This is a genomic window from Sphingomonas fucosidasi, assembly GCF_036663855.1.
Classification (GTDB): domain Bacteria; phylum Pseudomonadota; class Alphaproteobacteria; order Sphingomonadales; family Sphingomonadaceae; genus Sphingomonas; species Sphingomonas faeni_B.
On sequence record NZ_JAXOJR010000001.1, the window covers coordinates 544,633 to 562,976 of the forward strand.

Below are 18,344 nucleotides of genomic sequence, written 5' to 3' on the forward strand. Positions count from 1 at the left end.
CATCTTGTGGTCCGTAATTTTGCTGCCTAACACCTTGGTAAGGCGAACGAAGGACGTTCGTCGATCTGGGGAAGCGCGATTAGATCGTCTGCTCGATGAGCGGCGGCGATAGCGCTGAAGGATGCTTAGGGGGTTATCATGGCTGGTGTTGCATCATCGCGGGCTATCGCTCGCGCGTCGCGTCTTGTCGGCGCAAGCGTTTCGGTTATCGCAATCGCCGTGATGGCGCCGTCTGCGTTCGCGCAGGTCGCCGATCCCGCCGCATCCGATCCTCAGGCGGTTCCGGCCCCCGCCGGCACGGGCGTCGCCAGCACGACGTCGGGCTCGGCCAGCCTGGATTCGGCGACGGCGGGTACGGCGCCGGGTTCGGCGAGCAACACCACGGGCACGTCGGGCGCGTCGCAGGACGCCGGCAACCCGACCCCCGATCCCGAGCGCGAAGAGATCGTCGTCACCGGCATTCGCCAGAGCCTGGCGAATGCGCAGAACATCAAGCGTAACTCGGACACGGTCGTCGACGCGATCACCGCGGAAGATATCGGCGCGCTCCCCGACCGGTCGGTCAACGAAGCGCTGCAGCGCGTGCCAGGCGTGTCGATCAGCCGCTTCGCAGCCCCCAGCGACTCCGCGCATTACTCGGCGCAAGGCTCGGGCGTCGTGATCCGCGGTCTCAGCTACGTGCGTGGCGAGTTCAACGGACGTGATGCGTTTGCAGCGGGCGGCGGTCGCGAGATCGGCTTCAACGACATCCCGGCGGAAATCGTCGGTTCGGTCGAGGTGTTCAAGAACCTCACCGCCGATCTCGTCGAGGGCGGCATCGCCGGCACCGTCAACATCAACACGCGCAAGCCGTTCGATTCGAAGAAGGACCTGCTGTTCCTGTCGGCGGGCATGAACCTCGGCGATCTGGAAAAGCGCGGCGCGCCGCAGTTCGTCGGGCTCGTCTCGAAGCAGTTCGACCTGGGCAGTGCAGGCCGGTTCGGGATCCTCGCCAGCGGCACTTACCAGAAGCTCTACAGCCGTTCGGACTCGGTGTTCGTCTCGTCGATGCTGCCGCGCTACAACGACGACACGAACGGCAACGGTGTCCAGGATGCCGGCGAAGGCCGCGTGTTGAACGCCGGGACGCCGTTCCAGTCGACGTTGTTCGATACCTTCCCGCTGCCGGCCGGTCGCAACGTCGTTTACGCTCCATTGGGTGCGGGCTCGCGTTCGCAGGATTTCAACCGTACGCGCATCGGCTATTCTGGGGCGGCACAGTATGAGACCGCTTCGGGCAATTTGCTGATCACCGGGCAGTTCGTTCGCGCCGAGTCGACCGACGACTGGCTCGAGCATACGGTCGAGCCGAACGTGTATTACGGCGATGTCAACACCGTCTTCCCGGTCGGTGGTTCGGATTTCACCTATGACGAAGACGGCGTCTTCACGAGCGGTACGCTCGGCAAGCGCAGCGGGCAGGTATTCGGCAACAATCCCGCCGGCTGCGGCACCAACGCCGATGGTTCGCTGGTAACCTATTGCCCGCTGACCCAGTTCGCGCCGAACGGCGTGTTCACGACCGAATCCAACCGTCACTTCTTTTCGAAGTCGATTTCGCAGGATCAGTCGATCAACATCAAGTTCGAGCCGATCGATCGCCTCCACCTGAACTTCGACGGTCAGTATGCGACGTCGAAGGTGAAGGTACGCGACGACATCCTCGACACCGCGACGTTCAGCCAGACCGCCATCGACCTGCGTGGCGGCATCCCGCAGATCACGTCGATCACGCCGGGCTTCGACACGACCAGCTATTTCGCCAACCCCAACTCGATCTATTTCCGCGACGCCTTCAATGGCCGCCAGGACAATAAGGGCCACGAGCTGGCGTTCCGCGGCGATGCGCAGTTCGATGTCAGCGACACCGCGTTCCTGCGCAACGTCCGGGTCGGCGGTCGGTACGCCGATCGCAAGCAGACGGTGAAGGCGGTCGACTACAACAACTGGGGCTATCTGTCGGAGACCTGGGCGGCGAACGGTCCCGTGACCTACGCCGCGCTCGAGCAGAACGAGCAGAGCCTGCACAACTTCACCAACTTCTTCCGCGGAAAGACCAACACGCCGCCGAGCGCGACGTTCGTCGCCGACGACATTCTGCGCGATCACGATGCGTTCACCGATCTGCTGCGCAAGATCACGGCGCTCGGCGGTGGCACCTACACGCCCGCGGAGGATCGTAAGACCTCGGACGGCAGCGCGCTGATCGACGGTGCCTATCTGCCGAACGAAGTGTATCGGAACCGCGAGCAGACCATGGCCGCCTATGCCCGCGCCGATTTCGGCGTCGAGGATTTTGGGAACGGCATGAGCCTGACGGGCAATGTCGGCCTGCGTTTCGTGCGCACGAAGGACAATTCGGACGGCGCGATCACCTTCCCGCAGCAGAATACGATCTTCGATCCAAGCAATCTGCCCGCCAACCCCAATGGCGGCACCTATCCGGCGACGCTGGCCGGCTTCTGTCAGTCGCAGCGCGACGTGCCGCCGACATCGGGATCGATCAACCCGATCTGCACCGTGCCGGCAGCGCAGCAGGCCGCGATCCTTGCCTATGCCAATGGATCGTCGACGCCCGATATCGCCAAGCAAAAGTTCAACTTCTGGTTGCCGAGCGCGAACGTGAAGCTTCAGGTGACGCCGACCCTGCTGTTCCGTGCGGCAGGCTCGAAGGCGATCTCGCGACCCAATTTCGGCGATCTGCGCAACTATGTCGGCGTCGGCGCGTCGGGCGGCAATACGGCCGGTAACTTCCAGTTCGCCGCGCAGTCGCGCAATCCGTTCCTGCGTCCGGTCGAGGCGCTCCAGTTCGACCTGACCAGCGAATGGTATTTCTCGAAGGTCGGCTCGCTGACCGCGACGGTGTTCCACAAGACGCTGTCGAACATCATCGTCGACAATCTCGGCTACACCCGCACGCTGACCAACAACGGCCAGACGTTCGACGTGCAGGTCAGCGGCCCCGCAAACGTCGACGGCAAGTCGCGGATCAAGGGTGCGGAAATCGCGTACCAGCAGACCTTCGACTTCCTGCCCGGCGCGCTCGGCGGCCTCGGCCTGCAGGCGAACTACACCTATGTGAAGGCGGGCAAGATCCCCAACCCGATCCCCGCCAACGGCGCCGCGGATGGCAGCCGTCCACCGCAGGACGTCGCCGGTCTGTACGATAACCTGCCGTTGCAGGGCCTGTCGAAGCATACCGTCAACCTCGCCGGCTTCTACGACAAGGGTCCGTTCTATGCCCGCGTCGCGTATAGCTGGCGGTCGAAGTTCCTGCTGACCAACCGCGATTGCTGCTTCCCGTTCCTGCCGGTCTACGCACTGCCGACCGGACAGCTCGATGCCTCGGCGTTCGTGACGGTGAACGAGCATTTCAAGCTCGGCGTGACCGCGTCGAACCTGCTCGACGAGACGACCAAGACCAACTTCCTGCTGAACGGTGCAGGGCTGGAAGCGCCGCGAAGCTTCTTCAAGAACGACCGGTCGTACACGCTCTCGGCGCGCATGACCTTCTGAGGTAGCGCGACGGAAGGCCGGGGATTACACGCACGCGATGAGTGAGATCCTTGGCCTTCCGGTTGCCGAAACCGGTGCGATCGACGCGGCGCGGTTCGAGGCCGAGATCGCGCACGGCTATCGACCGGTCGTCATGCGTGGACTTGCGGCGGACTGGCCAGCCGTTCGCGCCGCGCGAACCTCGGATCGTGCGATCGGCGAGCATATCGTGTCGTTCGATGGCGGGCGTTCTGCCGACGTCATGGTCGCGCAAAACGACGTACGCGGGCGGTTTTTCTACAGCGACGACTTGAGCGGCTTTAATTTCGAGCGTGCGAAGGCGCCGATCCCGACCTTGGTCGCGCAGCTGATCGCGCTTCAGGGCGTGGCGGGTGCACCGGCGATCTATGCAGGCGCTGCGGCGGCGGGAGAGTTCTTGCCGGGTTGGGCGGAGACGAACGTCCTGCCGCTGCCCACGCCCGATGCTGTGCCGCGCGTGTGGATCGGCAACGAGAGCCGGGTGTCGACGCATTACGACGTGTCGAGCAACGTCGCGGTGGTGGTCGCGGGGCGGCGGCGGTTCTGCCTGTTCCCGCCCGAGCAGGGGCCGAACCTGTACGTCGGGCCGCTCGATGTCACGATCGCCGGCCAGCCGGTGAGCTTGGTCGATCTCGAAGCGCCTGATTTGGAGCGGTATCCGCAATTTGCCGAGGCGCGTGCGCAGATGCAGGTGACGGTGCTGGAGCCGGGCGATGCGATCTTTATTCCGTCGATGTGGTGGCATGACGTCAAGGCGCTTGGGCGGTTCAACGTGCTGGTCAATTACTGGTGGGGGCAGGCGGGCGCGGCCTCGCCGTTTCCGGCGCTGGTCCACGCGATCTTGGCGATTCGTGACTTGCCCGAGGGCGAGCGTGCGGCGGTGCGCGGCTGGTTCGATCAATACGTGTTCGGGGATGAGGCGAAGGCTGCAGCCGCGCATCTGCCCGAGGCGATGCGCGGCGTGCTCGGCAGCCCGTCGCCGGAGCGGACCGACGCGATCCGTGGGTATCTCGCGCGGACGCTTGAGCGGCTGTAGCGAGACATTGTACGTCATCCTGACGAAAGTCAGGACCCAGAGCCGCGAATGCTCCGCTCGGTATCCTGGGTCCTGACTTTCGTCAGGATGACGGCAGGGCTGGATCGGAACGTGCGCGGGTCGCGTCCAGGAACGCTGTGGTCCACACCAGCGGGGCATTCCAGTTGATCGCGACTTCGTTGACGGTGAAGGCGCGGTAGTCGTCGATCCAGCAGGTTTGCGGCGCACAGCCCTTTAGCGGGCCGGGCTCTTTCGCGGCCGCCGAGTTAGGACCGCCTGAGAGCACGCCGGTGGGTGGCGCGGGGTAGCGCTTGTCTGCTGCGGCCGCCCAGAAGCGGTGATGCGGGTGCTGCATCGGGCGCGTGCCGATGCCAGTGACGTAGGACCGGTCGAGCGGGTTGCGGCCGAGGATATAGTCGAGGCTCGATACCACCGCGTCGCGGTAGGCGGGCTTGCGGTCGATCTGCCACGCGACGCCGAGCACGATCGCGCGGTTGAGGATCGAACTGCTCGAGCCCCAGGGGTAGTTGGTACCACCAAAGGGTATGCCATAGCCGCTGCGCTTGCCATCGGCGACGAAGCCGTCGGCGAGCGCGGTGATACGGCTGCGGAGCTTGGCGCGATCGTGCGCGGGCAGCGCGTCGGGCAGGGTCGCGAGCGTCAGCGCACCGGCCAGTTTCAGCGAGCCCCAGCCGATATCCGTACCGGGATCGGTGAAGAAGCCGTCACTGCGCAGGCGATCGAGAAACGCGGATTCGCGGGTCGTCGCGTAGAGCTGTGCCGCGGCAAAGGTGAATTCGTCGCGGACGTCGGGGTCGCCATAGCCGCCGCTTCCGGTGAAGTCCGAGCTGGTGAGCAGGTCGGGATGCCGCAGCGCCGCAGCCCAACCGCGGCGTGCGGCGGTGAGGCACCTGGCGGCAAAGCCGGGGTCGATCGTCCGCCAGACCCGCGCGCATTGTGCTGCGACCCCGACCATATTGAGCGTCGCCGCGGTCGAGGGCGGATAGAGGAATCGGGTCCGGCGGTCGTCGGCGGGCGCTGTCGGAAGCCCGGTCCAGTTCTCGTCGGCGATCTTGGTGTGGACCAGCCCGCTCGCGTCGATCATCGCGAACCGGGTGATGGTCTTGCCCGCGACGCCAGCGTCGGGCGCGACGGCTAGACGTGTCCCGTCTGGGATTTGCATTGCCAAGAGGAAGGCGACTTCGACGCGCGCTTCGTCGAGCAGGTCGTCCTTGCCGTTGGTGCGTTCGGGCAGCGCGAGGTGGCCGTCGGCGAACGCGGTGGCGTCTCCGAACGCGGCTAACCTTTCGTGAAGGTCGAGCAGGGTCCAGGTCGAGACGCCGCCGTTGACGACGTATTTGCCGTGGTCGCCGGCGTCGTACCAGCCGCCGGTCGCGTCGAGCTTGTAGTTGCACCCGGGCCATTGGACGCCCTTCTGGTCGACGCCGGCAAAGCAGGTGGCGATGTCGGGGGCATGGCCGGCGGGGCGGGCGAGGTCCTTGCGTTCGACGTACGCAGCCAGGATCGGAACGCCGCTGCGCTGCTGGTAGAAGAACGCCATTGCCGCGGTTGCCACGCGCGCGAACGGACGGTCGGCGATCGCGAAGGGGTGGCTGGCGTCCGTGCCGACGTGGAGGCGATAGCCGGTGCCGGGCGTGTGGAACGTGCCGAAGTCGATCCGGTGGACGCTTTCGACCGAGGCTGTATCGGGACCGACCGGTACCGTCTGCCCCGACGCGACGATCTTGCCGCGCGCGTCGGTGAGCGTCCATCCGAGCGGTTTCGTCTGCGCAGATGGCAGGACCGCGAGCTTGGGGCCGGTCGTCTCGAATCCGGCCTGGTCGATCCGGATCGGTGCGGGCGGGGCTTGCGTGGCGGCGGTCGTCAGCAGGACGGCCGCCGCACCCAGAAGGAGCCGGCTCAATCGCCGCACTTCGTCATCGGCACGGGCGCGGAGTCGATCTTCACGTCGGAGATCGACAGGCCGAGCTTGCCGTCGGTGGCGATCACGAACGGCGCGGTGACGTGCGCCATGTCGATGCCGCGCTTGGCGAAGCATTGCAGCGGGACGATCACCTGTTGCCAATCGCCGGGCTTGCCCGCCGCGAGCGTCTTGGTGATCGGCACCGTCACGGCCTTGCCGTCGTTGCTGACCATGCCGAGACCGACCGGTGCGCTGCCCGCGCGATCGACGCGGACGTCGACGACGATGCTCAGCTCGCCATTGCTCTCGCGCGTGAGGTCGAGCGGGCCCGAGGCCTCGACGCGGGCGTCCGCAGCGCCACCGGTCCAGACGAGCGAACGCGCGTCCTCCTGGCGACGGCGATCGACTGCGGAGGCGGTGAGGCGCTTGGTCGCGGTCGTCGCGTTAACGCCAAGCAGGCGGACCTTCGACTGGTCCTGCTCGACCAGGGTGAGCGACCAGCCCTCGGGAACGCGGCCCTTGCCGAAGATCGTGCCGTTCGACGATGCGGCCATGCCGGCAGGGCGGGTTTCGTCGAGCTTGGGGACGGTGCCCGGCTTGGCGTAGCTGAGGCGATAGCCGAATGCGAACAACGGGTCGTAGCCGGGATCGGAGCGGTTGAGGACATACTGGTCGGGGCGCTTCGGCCAGGAGAAACTGAGCTTGCCGCGGAAGTCGTTGGCGACGCTGCCGTCCTTCTTGCGGAACAGTACGTCGGCGACGCCGCCGCCTTCGCTGCCCGGCAGGAACGCCGCGACGAACGCATCGGAGGCGTTCAGTTCGGCGTTCACCCAGAGCGGGCGGCCCGACAGGAACACCGCCACGACCGGCACGCCTGCTGCCTTCAATTTGCGCAGGAGTTCGAGGTCGGACTTGTCCTCGGCGCTGTATTCGAGGTTCGGGCGGTCGCCCTTGAACTCAGCATAGGGTTGTTCGCCGAACACGACGATCGCCGCGTCGGGCTTCTTGGCGAAGCTGCCGTCCGCCGACAGCGTCGCGGTGCCGCCGGCGTCCTTGACCGCGGTGCTGATGCCGGACCAGATCGTCTCGGCATTGGGGAAGTTCGCGTTGGTGGTGCCGCCGCCCTGCCACGTCAGCGACCAGCCGCCGGCCTGTTGCGGAATGTTGTCCGCACCTCCGCCCGCGACGAGGATGTTGGCGGAGGGTTTCAGCGGGAGCAGGCCGCCTTCGTTCTTGAGCAGGACCATCGACTCGGCCACTGCACGCCGTGCGATTGCGCGGTGATCGGCGGCACCGATGAGGGTCATCTTGCCGGCGAGGGCGCGCGACGACGGGCGACCGCGATCGAACGTGCCGGCGCGGATTTTCACGCGGAGGATGCGGCGGACCGCGTCGTCGAGGCGTGCGGCGGGGATCTCGCCCGACTGCGCCTGCTTCAGCGTGTTGTCGTAGAGCGTCTTCCAGCCGGAGCCCGAATACATGAACATGTCGAGCCCGGCGTTGATCGCCGCGGCGCAACTCTCGTTGCTGCAGCCGTCGACCTGGCCGTGGCCGTTCCAGTCGCCGACCACAAAGCCATCGAAGTGCAGGCGGTCCTTGAGTACGCCGGTCAGCAGGCTCTTGTTGCCGTGCATCTTGGCGCCGTTCCAGCTCGAGAAGCTGGCCATCACCGATTGCGTGCCGGCCTCGATCGCGGCCGGGTAGCCGCCGAGGTGGATATCGCGCAGCGTGGTTTCGGGGATCAGCGCGTCGCCCTGGTCGCGACCGCCGGTGCCGCCGTCGCCAAGGAAATGCTTGGTGGTCGCGATGACGTGGTCCGGAGCGAGGAACTCCTTGGTGCCGACCTTGCCCTGGATGCCGTCGATCAGCGCACCGGCATAATCCGCCTGCACGGTCGGCTCTTCCGAATAACTCTCGTAAGTACGGCCCCAGCGGTCGTCGCGGACGACGGCGAGGGTGGGGGCGAAGGTCCAGTCGATGCCGGCGGCGGCGGTCTCGATCGCGGTGACGTGGCCGATCTCGCGCATCAGGTCGCGGTCGCGCGCAGCGCCGAGGCCGATGTTATGCGGGAAGAGCGTCGCGCCGGGGATGTTGTTGTTGCCGTGGACCGCGTCGGTGCCCCAGATCACCGGGATCGCGGGGCGGGCGTCGCTGCGGGCCATCGACGCGTCGTAGAAGGCGTCGGCGAGCTTCAGCCACTCGACGGGGGGCGCGAGATCATTGCCGCCGGGTCCTGCATTGCCGCCGTTGAGGATCGAGCCGAGCTTGTAGGTGCGCAGGTCGGAGGGCTCGATGCTGGCGATGTCGACCTGGATCAGCTGGCCGATCTTGTCCGCGACCGACATGCGTTTCATGATCGCATCGATCCGCGCCTCGACCTTCGGATCGCGCGAGGGACGCGCGGTGGCGGTCGGCCAAAGCTCGGGGTGCGCGACCGCCGACAGCTTGGCGGAGGCGGTAGGGGCAGGATTGGCCGGCGAAGGAAGGGGTGTGGCGGCCGATTGCAGCAACAGCGCGATCGTGAACGTGGAAAACCCTGCCGACATCATACTCTCCCCGAATGGTACGCGACCGCAGTCCGTACCTTGGCAGCCGTGCTACATGGTGGCGGTAACACGAAGCAAATCATTTGCTCATTTCTGCGACCACAGCGTCGGATGCGCGTCGATATACCCGGCGAGTGCGGTCGCGATCCGGGCGTCGTCCGCGGTCGACGGGTGGGCGTGGCAGCCGCTGAAGGCGAGGCCGGTGACGGGGATGAAAGCGATGTTGCGCTCGCCTTCGGCTTTCAGGCGCGCGGCGACCTTGCCGACCTCTGCCGCGATCTCGCCGTCCGCCATGTCGGTCGCCCAGAGGACGACATACGCGTCGGGATTGCGCGCGCGGAGCCGTTTCACGAAGTCGACGTAACGCTTTTCGTAAGCCGCGTGGAGCGCGTCGCGCGTCTTCCACGGTTCGGTGGCCTTCAGCGGGGTGGTGAAGTCGTTGGTGCCGAGCGCGATGATGAACAGGTTCGGGTGCCAGGCCGGGTCGGCGTAACGCTTGGCCTTGTCGAACAGCGTGAACGGGTAGGCGGTGGGGACGGTATCGCCCGGCGAGCCGTCGTAATTGCGGACGATGCCGCGACCCGAGATCGCGTTGACCTGGTAATCGGCGCCATAGCGGCGCGCGGTAAGCGCGGGCACCGCGAGCGAGGTGTCGGTGGTCGCCCAGACCTCGTCCTGCGTGCAGTCGCGCTTGGTGGCGATGTTGCCGTAGCCGACGGTGTGGGAGTCGCCGATGAATTCGATCTGGCGGGTACGGGCGCGGGCGGGGAGGGCACGTGTTCGCTGGTCGGCGTAGAAGCCGCCGAAGACGGTCGAGGCGGCCTGGCTTTCGCTGGCTACGTCGACGCGGATGCTATGGCGGCCGCGGCCAAGCCCGGCGATGCGGTAGGTGCCCGGCTTCGGCTTGACGAGTTTGGCGACCGTGGCGCCGTCGACCGAGACGCGGAGGATGACCTCGCCTTCGCCGATCTTCAGCATGACGGCGGGGCCGCTGAACGCCGCCTCGAAATAGGTACCCGGCCATTGGCGCGCGTAGCCACCGGCGGTGCGCTCGACGCGGCCGCCGATGTGGAGCGGGAGCGGGGCGCCCGGCTTTGTCACGACGAGCGCGATCGTTGCCGGCTGCGCGACCGCTGCACTTGCCGCCAGTAATGTTGCGCCGAGCAGCGCCAGGATCGTCTTCATGCCTTGACCTTCAGCCATGCGGGAAGCTCGTCCTTGGTGATGTAGCGTTTAGATGCGAAATCGCGGCGCAGTTGATCGGGCGTGTTCTGGTCGGTGCCGGTCAGCCAGCGCGTGTGCCAAGTCATGAACCAGAGCCAGTCGGACGTCGGGCCGAGCGATGCGGGGTCGGGGACGGGGCCGTTCTCGTGCAGGCAGATCGGCAGGGTGTCGCCGACGATGGCCTTAACCTGCGCGAACATCGGTGCGAGATTGCCGTGGTCTTTGGCGTAGATATCCGCGCCCGCGACATCGACCGTCGCGCGTCCCGGATACCAGGCGGGGTCGACATTCTGTCCGGCCCAGCCGAGCACCCAGATCAGATTGTCGAGACGGTGAACGCGGGTGAATTGGTCGTACATCAGCGCCCACAGGGCCTTGAACGCGTCGGGGCCGTGCTTGCCCCACCAGAACCAGTCGCCGCTGAATTCGTGGAACGGGCGCCACAGGACGGGCACGCCGCGGTCTTGCAGGACCTTCAACAGACGCGCGACCTCGGTCATGTCGCGCATCATCGCGACGTTCTGCGGCGTGCCGGGCCTTAGCGCGGCGACGACGTCGAAATCCTTCTTCGAATTCTCATAGCCGGTGCCGATGTCGGGGGCGCCCCAATGCCAGCACAGCGTGACGATGCCGCCCGACGACGCCCAGGCGATCGCGCGATCGTTCACCGCGGCGTTGTCGCGCGGGTCGATATAGTCGAGCCCGAGGATCGCCGGGAGCTTGCCGGTCACGCGCTTCAGATAGTCGAGTTCGCCGTTCGGATTGGTCGGGCCCGAGCCCTGCTCCTGCTGGCCGGTCAGCGTTTTCCTGCCGTATTGGCTCCAGAGATACGCGTAGAGCGTGCGTGCTGCGGGCGAGGCGTTCGGATTGCTCAGGCGGCGGTTCGGGATTGCTGCCAGCGCGGGGACGCCGTGGAGCAGGCCGAGCGCTGCGGTCATGCCCAGCGTTTCGCGTCGGTTGAGCATTACAGCTTGGCCATCGCGGCAGCGTGGGCGCGAATCACGGCCTGCGTCGACACGTCGCTTTCGAATACGCCATACCAGCCCTGCGGTTCGTGGGGGGGGTCACCCATATAGCCGAGGTCGCCGCGCTGGAACCGATGGTCGGCATGGCTGGTCCGCGCCTCGCCGTTCCACGCCCAGAAATTGGAGCCCGCGAGCGGCCCGCCAGCCTTCGCATTGGCTTCGACCGCGGCATAGATCTGGCGGTAGAAGCGGTCCTTGTATTCGGTCGCGATGAACGGATCATAGGCGGCCTGGCCGTCGCGCGGGTAGCCGAACTCCTCGATCACTAGCGGCTTGCCGAGCGTCGTGGCGAGCCGGATATGCGCGTCAATATAGTCGGCCACCTTCGCCGCGCCGGCGTCATAGGTGCCGGCGAGATTGCCCGCGTCCATCCAGGTCCAGTTGTTCGGCCAGATATGCGCGGTGAGGTAGTCGATCGACGGCGACTTGTGCGCGGCGAGCACGACGTCCTCGCGCTCGATCGAACCCTTCAGCCCTTCCGACCCGGTCGAGACGAGGTGGTTGGGATCGAGCGTCTTGATGTACCGTGCGGTCTCGTCGACCCAGCGGTAGAAGTGCGATAGGTTGGGCACCGCCACCTTGTCCGACCCGGCCGGGCGCGGTTCGTTGGCGAGCTGCCATGCCATGATCGTCGGGTCGGCGGAATACGCCATGCCGGTGACGCTGTTGGTCCGCGAGACGACCGCACGGATATAGTCGCGGTACATCGCCTGAGCCTGGCCGCTGGTGTAGAACGCGGCGTTCCAGTCGGCGAACTCGGGCCACGGATGTGCCGGGTCGTTCATGTTGATGTACTTGCCGCCGTTGACCCACGACAGATACGTCATCATCCCGCCCGACCATTCCCAGAAGTTGGTGAGGTAGATCACGCCGGTCATGTCGCGCTTAGCCATCTCGGCGAGCGTCCAGTCGAGGCCCTTGAGCAGATCCTCGTTATAGGTCGCGGTCTTGTCGCGGAAACCGGGGGTGATCGAGTTCTTGAGCGGTGACAATTCGGCCGAACCGAGAATGCGGAGGTTACGGACGCCAAGTGCCTTCAATCGGTCCAGCTCGCGCGCGAGCCGTGCACGGTTGCCGTACGCGGTATCCGCACCGAGCCACGCGCCGTACCAGATGTTCGCCCCGGCATAGCGATACGGCTTGCCGTCGCGTTCGAAGCCGTGTCCGACGACGGTCACGAAGGCCGAAGGGGGGCGAGGATCGCTGCGTTGCGGCACGGTCGCACAGGCGGCCAGAAGCGCGGCGCCGGTGATCGTCGCGGCGCCAGTAACGAGCGCCGTGCGCCGGTTCATAGTCATGTCATGCCCCCATCCATCTCACACCGTGTCTGCTGCACGCTGTTTGGTATTTGCCGAATCCAAAACGTGCGGTCCATGCGTATCATCGGGAAAACAAAAAATCATTTGGGTAATGTGTGCGTATGACGGCCGGCAGAGCTTCTTTGGCTCGGTCACTCGGCTGTAACGGGCTTTCGGCGTGGTCGGGAATGACGGGATGCAGTCGCGGGTCATGCCTTGGCGGGTACTGCGGATGCGCGCATGCGGTGGCGCGAACACATAACCGTCGTCCGGATCGCCCGGCCGGACGCAGACGGATTGACGCGGATCGCACGACGATCTCACGACGCCAGCATATGGCGACCGCGGCCCACCGCGCATGCCCCTGTTGCAGACTGTAATCCCGATGCGCCTTCCCCGTTTTTTCAGCCGTGCGTCCAGCGACATGGCAATCGATCTCGGTACGGTGAACACCGTCGTCTATCTGCGCGGGCAGGGGATCGTCCTGAACGAACCCTCGGTCGTTGCGATCGAATCCCGAGACGGCGTCCAGCAAGTTCGAGTGGTGGGCGCCGAGGCGAAGCTGATGATGGGCAAGACGCCCGACGGGATCGAGACCATCCGGCCGATGCGCGATGGCGTGATCGCCGATCTCGACGTCGCCGAGCAGATGATCAAGTTCTTCATCGACAAGGTCCATGGTGGGCACAGCCGGATGCCCCGCTACCCGGAAATCGCGATCTGCATTCCCTCGGGCGCGACTTTGGTCGAACGCCGCGCGATCCGGCAGGCGGCGTCCAACGCCGGCGCGCGGAAAGTATATCTGATCGAGGAGCCGATGGCCGCGGCGATCGGGGCGGGATTGCCCGTGACCGAACCTGTCGGTGCGATGGTGGTGGATATTGGCGGCGGCACGACGGAGGTTGCGGTGCTGTCGTTACGCGGGCTCGCCTACAGCACGTCGGCGCGCGTTGGCGGCGACAAGATGGACGATGCGATTGCGTCGATGATTCGCCGCAAGCACAACCTGGTGATCGGCGAGGCAACGGCGGAGCGCGTCAAGCTGGCCGCCGGGATGGCCCGCATGCCCGAGGACGGGATCGGCGAGACGATGCGCGTCAAAGGTCGCGATCTTCGCGCCGGGGTGCCGCGCGAGATCGAGGTTACCCAGGCCGATATTGCAGGCTCGCTCGCCGATCTGGTCGGTCAGATCGTCGAGACCGTGCTGACGGCGCTGGAAAAGACCGAGCCGGAGTTGGCGGCCGATATCTGTGAGCAGGGGATAGTGATGACCGGCGGTGGATCGCTGCTCGTGGGGCTCGACGCGGTTCTGTCCGACGCGACCGGCCTGCCCGTGATCGTGGCCGAGGACGCGTTGACCTGCGTCGCGATAGGCGCGGGAAGGGCGATGGAGGAACCGATCTTGCAGGGCGTGATGACCGAGGTTTGAGCGGGTCGGATGTGCGCGGCCAGTAGCAGGTCGAGGCGGGCTAGATCCCTGCCATGTGGGCCTGACTACATCGCGCCGTCGCGGATCGTCTCCATCGCGACGAAGGTCGAGGTGCTCGCGACGTGCGGCAGGCTCGAGATCCGCTCGCCCAGCACCTCGCGGTAGCGGCGGATGTCGGGCGTGCGGACCTTCAGCAGATAGTCGAAGCTGCTGGCGATCATGTGGCATTCCTCGACCTCGCGGATCGCGAGCACCGCACGGCGGAACGCGTCGAGCGCCGCCTCGCGCGTGTCGGACAGCTTCACCTCGGTGAAGGCGATGTGATCGACCCCGAGCTTGACCGGATCGAGCACCGCGCGGAACCCGCGGATATAGCCCTGATCGAGCAGGCGTTTGAGCCGGACCTGACAGGGCGTCTTCGACAATCCGACGCGACGCGCGAGTTCGGCGACGGACATCCGGCCGTCGTCGCGCAGAAGGTCGATGATGCGGCGGTCGAACTGGTCGATCTCACTGGCGTGATCCACTTTATCGGGCATTACGCCGCTCCTGACGTCTCAAAATGGTTGAACCGACCGATATAATGCCACCGATAAGGCGGATCGCCAATCGCGTCCATGCTACGGTCTGGTCAGGTTCTAGACGAGGCTCGCCGCATGCCGCACACATCTTCGCTTCCGCCATTGTTTGCCGATTTTGCCCCGCCGATCCGCACGCAGAGCGATTTCCGCCGCGCGATTACCGCCGCGTATCGACGGCCCGAAGCCGCATGCCTCGCACCGCTGCTCGATCAGGCGACGCTCGACGAAGCCACCGCGGCGGATGCGACGCGCACCGCGACCTCGCTGATCACCGCCTTGCGGGCGAAAAAGCGGGGCGGCGGGGTCGAGGGGATCGTTCAGGAATATGCGCTGTCAAGCCAGGAGGGCGTCGCGCTGATGTGCCTGGCGGAGGCGATGCTGCGGATTCCGGATGCGGAGACGCGTGATGCGTTGATCCGTGACAAGATCGCGGGCGGGGATTGGACGTCGCATCTGGCGGAGGGGCGATCGTTGTTCGTCAATGCGGCGACCTGGGGACTCGCGCTGACCGGCAAGCTGACCGGGAGCGTCGACGACAAGGGGCTGGGTGCGGCGCTCACCCGGCTGATCGCGCGCGCGGGCGAGCCCGTGATCCGCGGCGGCGTGGCGATGGCGATGCGGATGATGGGCGAGCAGTTCGTCGCCGGGCAGACGATCGCCGAGGCGCTCAAGCATGCCAAGGGCCCGGAGTCGGAGGGCTTCCAGTACAGCTACGACATGCTCGGCGAGGCAGCGACGACCGCGGAGGACGCGCGGCGCTATCACGGCGATTACGTCGCGGCGATCCATGCGATCGGCAAGGCATCCGCCGGGCGCGGGATCTATGGCGGGCCGGGGATCTCGATCAAGCTGTCGGCACTGCACCCGCGCTATGCCCGGTCGCAGGCGGATCGCGTGATGGCCGAGCTGCTGCCCGACGTGAAGGCGCTCGCGCTGCTGGCGAAGCGCTACCACATCGGCCTCAACATCGATGCGGAAGAGGCGGATCGCCTCGAACTGTCGCTCGACCTGCTCGAAAGCCTTGCGACCGACCCCGATCTGAGCGGTTGGAACGGGCTGGGCTTCGTGGTGCAGGCCTATGGCAAGCGCTGTCCGTTCGTGCTCGACTGGATCGTCGATCTCGCGCGGCGCGCCGATCGCCGGATTATGGTCCGGCTGGTCAAGGGCGCGTATTGGGACGCCGAGATCAAGCGCGCGCAGGTCGACGGGTTGGCCGACTTCCCGGTCTACACGCGGAAGGTGCATACCGACGTCGCGTATATTGCGTGCGCGCGGAAGCTGCTGGCGGCGGGGGATGCGGTGTTCCCGCAGTTCGCGACGCACAATGCGCAGACGCTGGCGACCATCCACGCGATGGCGGGACCCGACTTCATGATCGGCGATTACGAGTTCCAGTGCCTCTACGGGATGGGCGAGCCGCTGTATGAGGAGGTCGTTGGCGGCAATCGGTTGAACCGGCCGTGCCGGATATATGCGCCGGTCGGGACGCATGAGACGCTGCTGGCGTATCTGGTCCGGCGACTGCTCGAGAACGGGGCGAACTCATCGTTCGTCAACCGGATCGCCGACCCTGCGGTGGCGATCGCCGAACTGGTGGTGGATCCGGTCGCGACGGTGCGGGCGATGCCGGTGCCGGGCGCGCCGCATCCGGCGATTGCCCTGCCGCGCGACCTGTATGGGACGCGGCGCAATTCCGACGGCCTCGATGCGAGCGACGAGACCGTGCTCGCGACGCTGAGCGAGACGTTCCGCGGTGCGCTGGCGCCGGCGCGGGCGGGGACTGAGGGCGCCGAGCGGGCTGTGCTCAATCCGGCGGATCACCGCGACCAGGTCGGGACTGTCTGCGAACTGTCAACGGACGCTGCGCTGGCGCTGGCGCGGACGGCGGCAGAGGCGGCGCCGCGTTGGGCTGCGGTATCGGTGACGGAGCGCGCGGCGTGTTTCGACCGGGCGGCGGACCTGATGCAGGCGCGGATGCCCGTATTGCTGCCGCTGGTCATGCGCGAGGCGGGCAAGTCGCTGGCGAACGCGGTCGCCGAGGTGCGCGAGGCGATCGATTTCCTGCGCTATTATGCGCAGCAGGCGCGGTTGTTGCCGGCGGAGCAGGCGCCGCTCGGCGTCGTGACGTGCATCAGCCCGTGGAACTTCCCGCTCGCGATCTTCGCGGGGCAGGTCGCCGCGGCGCTGGTCGCGGGCAATGCGGTGCTGGCGAAGCCGGCGGAGGAAACGCCGCTGATCGCCGCGCAGGGTATCGCGATCCTGCATGAGGCGGGGATCCCAGCGGACGTGTTGCACCTGGTGCCGGGTGACGGCGCGATCGGTGCGGCGCTGGTCGCGGCGCACGAGACGATGGGGGTGATGTTCACAGGCTCGACCGAGGTCGCGCGGCTGATCCAGGCGGAACTCGCCAAGCGCGTGTCGCCGGCAGGGGCACCGATTCCGCTGATTGCCGAGACCGGCGGACAGAATGCGATGATCGTCGATTCCTCCGCGCTGGCCGAACAAGTGGTCGCGGACGTGGTCGCGTCGGCGTTCGATAGCGCGGGGCAACGGTGCTCGGCGCTGCGGATCCTGTGCCTGCAGGAGGACGTCGCCGACCGGACGCTGGCGATGCTCAAGGGCGCGCTGCGTGAGTTGCGGATCGGGCGGACCGATACGCTGGCGACCGATATCGGCCCGGTGATCTCGGCCGAGGCGAAGATGAACATCGAGGGGCATATCGAGCGGATGCGCGCGCTGGGGCGGCCGGTCGAGCAGATCGCGCCGGTCGGGGACATCACGCAGGGGACGTTCGTCTCGCCGACGATCATCGAACTCGACGACCTCGCCGATCTGGAGCGCGAGGTGTTCGGGCCGGTGCTGCACGTCGTGCGCTTCCGGCGCGCCGAGCTGGGGACGCTGATCGATCGGATCAACGCGACGGGGTACGGCCTGACGTTCGGGCTGCATACGCGGCTCGACGAGACGATCGCGTTCGTCACGCAGCGGGTGCAGGCGGGTAATCTGTATATCAACCGTAACGTGATCGGCGCGGTGGTCGGCGTGCAGCCGTTCGGCGGGCGCGGGCTGTCGGGGACCGGGCCGAAGGCAGGCGGGCCGCTGTATCTCGGGCGGCTGGTGACGGGGGCGGATGTCGGAGCGGCCGGTTCGGGCGATCCGGTGGTGACGGAGTTCGCGTCGTGGCTCGAGGGTCGCGGTGATACTGGCGCTGCGCAGGCCGTGCGGGATTGCGCGGCGGCGTCGCCGCTGGGCGGTGTGACGGAACTGGCCGGTCCGGTCGGCGAGACCAACGTCTATGCGATCCATCCGCGTGGCACCGTGTTGCTGCTGCCGGCAACGCGGGAGGGCCTGATCGCGCAGCTTGCGGCGGGGCTTGCGTCCGGAAACGATCTGGTTGTCGGCGATGTGGCGGCGTTGACGCTGGACCTTCCCAAGAGCGTTGCCGCCCGCGTGCGGTGGGTCGAGGATTGGGCGGCGGCGGGGCCTTATGCCGGCGCGCTGATCGAGGGCGATGCCGAGCGCGTCCGCGCGCTGAACCAGGCGATCGCGGCGCTGCCGGGGCCGATCGTGCTGACCCAGGCGGGAGCGGCAGGCTATCGGCTCGACTGGCTGGTCGAGGAAGTCTCGACCTCGATCAACACGACCGCGGCGGGCGGCAATGCCAGCCTGATGGCCATGGCGTAAGCGATACCCGAGCCACGTAAACAG

The 18,344-nt window shown here is 66.6% G+C and carries 10 protein-coding genes; 4 read left to right on the plus strand and 6 right to left on the minus strand.

The genetic code is table 11. The features are described from left to right. Positions 1 to 138: 138 nt before the first annotated feature. The gene (locus tag U1737_RS02375; protein ID WP_332795455.1) at positions 139 to 3,555 is read left to right on the plus strand and encodes a TonB-dependent receptor; all 3,417 of its coding nucleotides are present in this window, start codon (positions 139 to 141) and stop codon (positions 3,553 to 3,555) included. Positions 3,556 to 3,592: 37 nt separating this feature from the next. Next, on the plus strand, positions 3,593 to 4,609 hold the full coding sequence (locus U1737_RS02380; RefSeq protein ID WP_332795456.1) for a cupin-like domain-containing protein: 1,017 nt from the start codon (positions 3,593 to 3,595) through the stop codon (positions 4,607 to 4,609). Between the two features lie 82 nt (positions 4,610 to 4,691). Here U1737_RS02380 and U1737_RS02385 read toward each other — a convergent pair whose 3' ends face one another. From U1737_RS02385 to U1737_RS02405, 5 genes are all read right to left on the minus strand, one after another. Next, a complete protein-coding gene (locus U1737_RS02385) occupies positions 4,692 to 6,533 on the minus strand; it encodes a glycoside hydrolase family 9 protein (protein ID WP_332795457.1) in 1,842 nt (613 codons plus the stop codon). Continuing rightward, complete coding sequence (locus U1737_RS02390; RefSeq protein WP_332795458.1) at positions 6,530 to 9,079, minus strand: glycoside hydrolase family 3 protein; 2,550 nt, start codon at positions 9,077 to 9,079, stop codon at positions 6,530 to 6,532. The genes U1737_RS02385 and U1737_RS02390 overlap by 4 nt, the downstream gene beginning before the upstream one ends. Before the next feature lie 87 nt (positions 9,080 to 9,166). Then, the gene (locus U1737_RS02395; RefSeq protein WP_332795459.1) at positions 9,167 to 10,282 is read right to left on the minus strand and encodes an SGNH/GDSL hydrolase family protein; all 1,116 of its coding nucleotides are present in this window, start codon (positions 10,280 to 10,282) and stop codon (positions 9,167 to 9,169) included. Continuing rightward, positions 10,261 to 11,268 carry a glycosyl hydrolase gene (locus U1737_RS02400; protein WP_332795460.1) on the minus strand — a complete coding sequence of 336 codons (1,008 nt, stop codon included), beginning with the start codon at positions 11,266 to 11,268 and terminating at the stop codon, positions 10,261 to 10,263. The genes U1737_RS02395 and U1737_RS02400 overlap by 22 nt, the downstream gene beginning before the upstream one ends. Continuing rightward, positions 11,268 to 12,620 (minus strand): glycoside hydrolase 5 family protein, encoded by a 1,353-nt coding sequence (locus U1737_RS02405; RefSeq protein WP_332795461.1) that lies wholly within the window; start codon positions 12,618 to 12,620, stop codon positions 11,268 to 11,270. The genes U1737_RS02400 and U1737_RS02405 overlap by 1 nt, the downstream gene beginning before the upstream one ends. 391 nt (positions 12,621 to 13,011) lie before the next feature. On the opposite strand from U1737_RS02405, the gene U1737_RS02410 reads away from it, so the two are divergent. After that, on the plus strand, positions 13,012 to 14,055 hold the full coding sequence (locus tag U1737_RS02410) for a rod shape-determining protein (protein WP_332795462.1): 1,044 nt from the start codon (positions 13,012 to 13,014) through the stop codon (positions 14,053 to 14,055). A gap of 65 nt (positions 14,056 to 14,120) precedes the next feature. Here U1737_RS02410 and U1737_RS02415 read toward each other — a convergent pair whose 3' ends face one another. Then, positions 14,121 to 14,594, minus strand: coding sequence for an Lrp/AsnC family transcriptional regulator (locus U1737_RS02415; RefSeq protein ID WP_248520779.1), 474 nt, complete (start codon positions 14,592 to 14,594; stop codon positions 14,121 to 14,123). A gap of 117 nt (positions 14,595 to 14,711) precedes the next feature. Here U1737_RS02415 and putA point away from each other — a divergent pair, with 117 nt between their 5' ends. Then, the gene (gene putA / locus U1737_RS02420; RefSeq protein WP_332795463.1) at positions 14,712 to 18,320 is read left to right on the plus strand and encodes a trifunctional transcriptional regulator/proline dehydrogenase/L-glutamate gamma-semialdehyde dehydrogenase; all 3,609 of its coding nucleotides are present in this window, start codon (positions 14,712 to 14,714) and stop codon (positions 18,318 to 18,320) included. Positions 18,321 to 18,344: the final 24 nt, after the last annotated feature.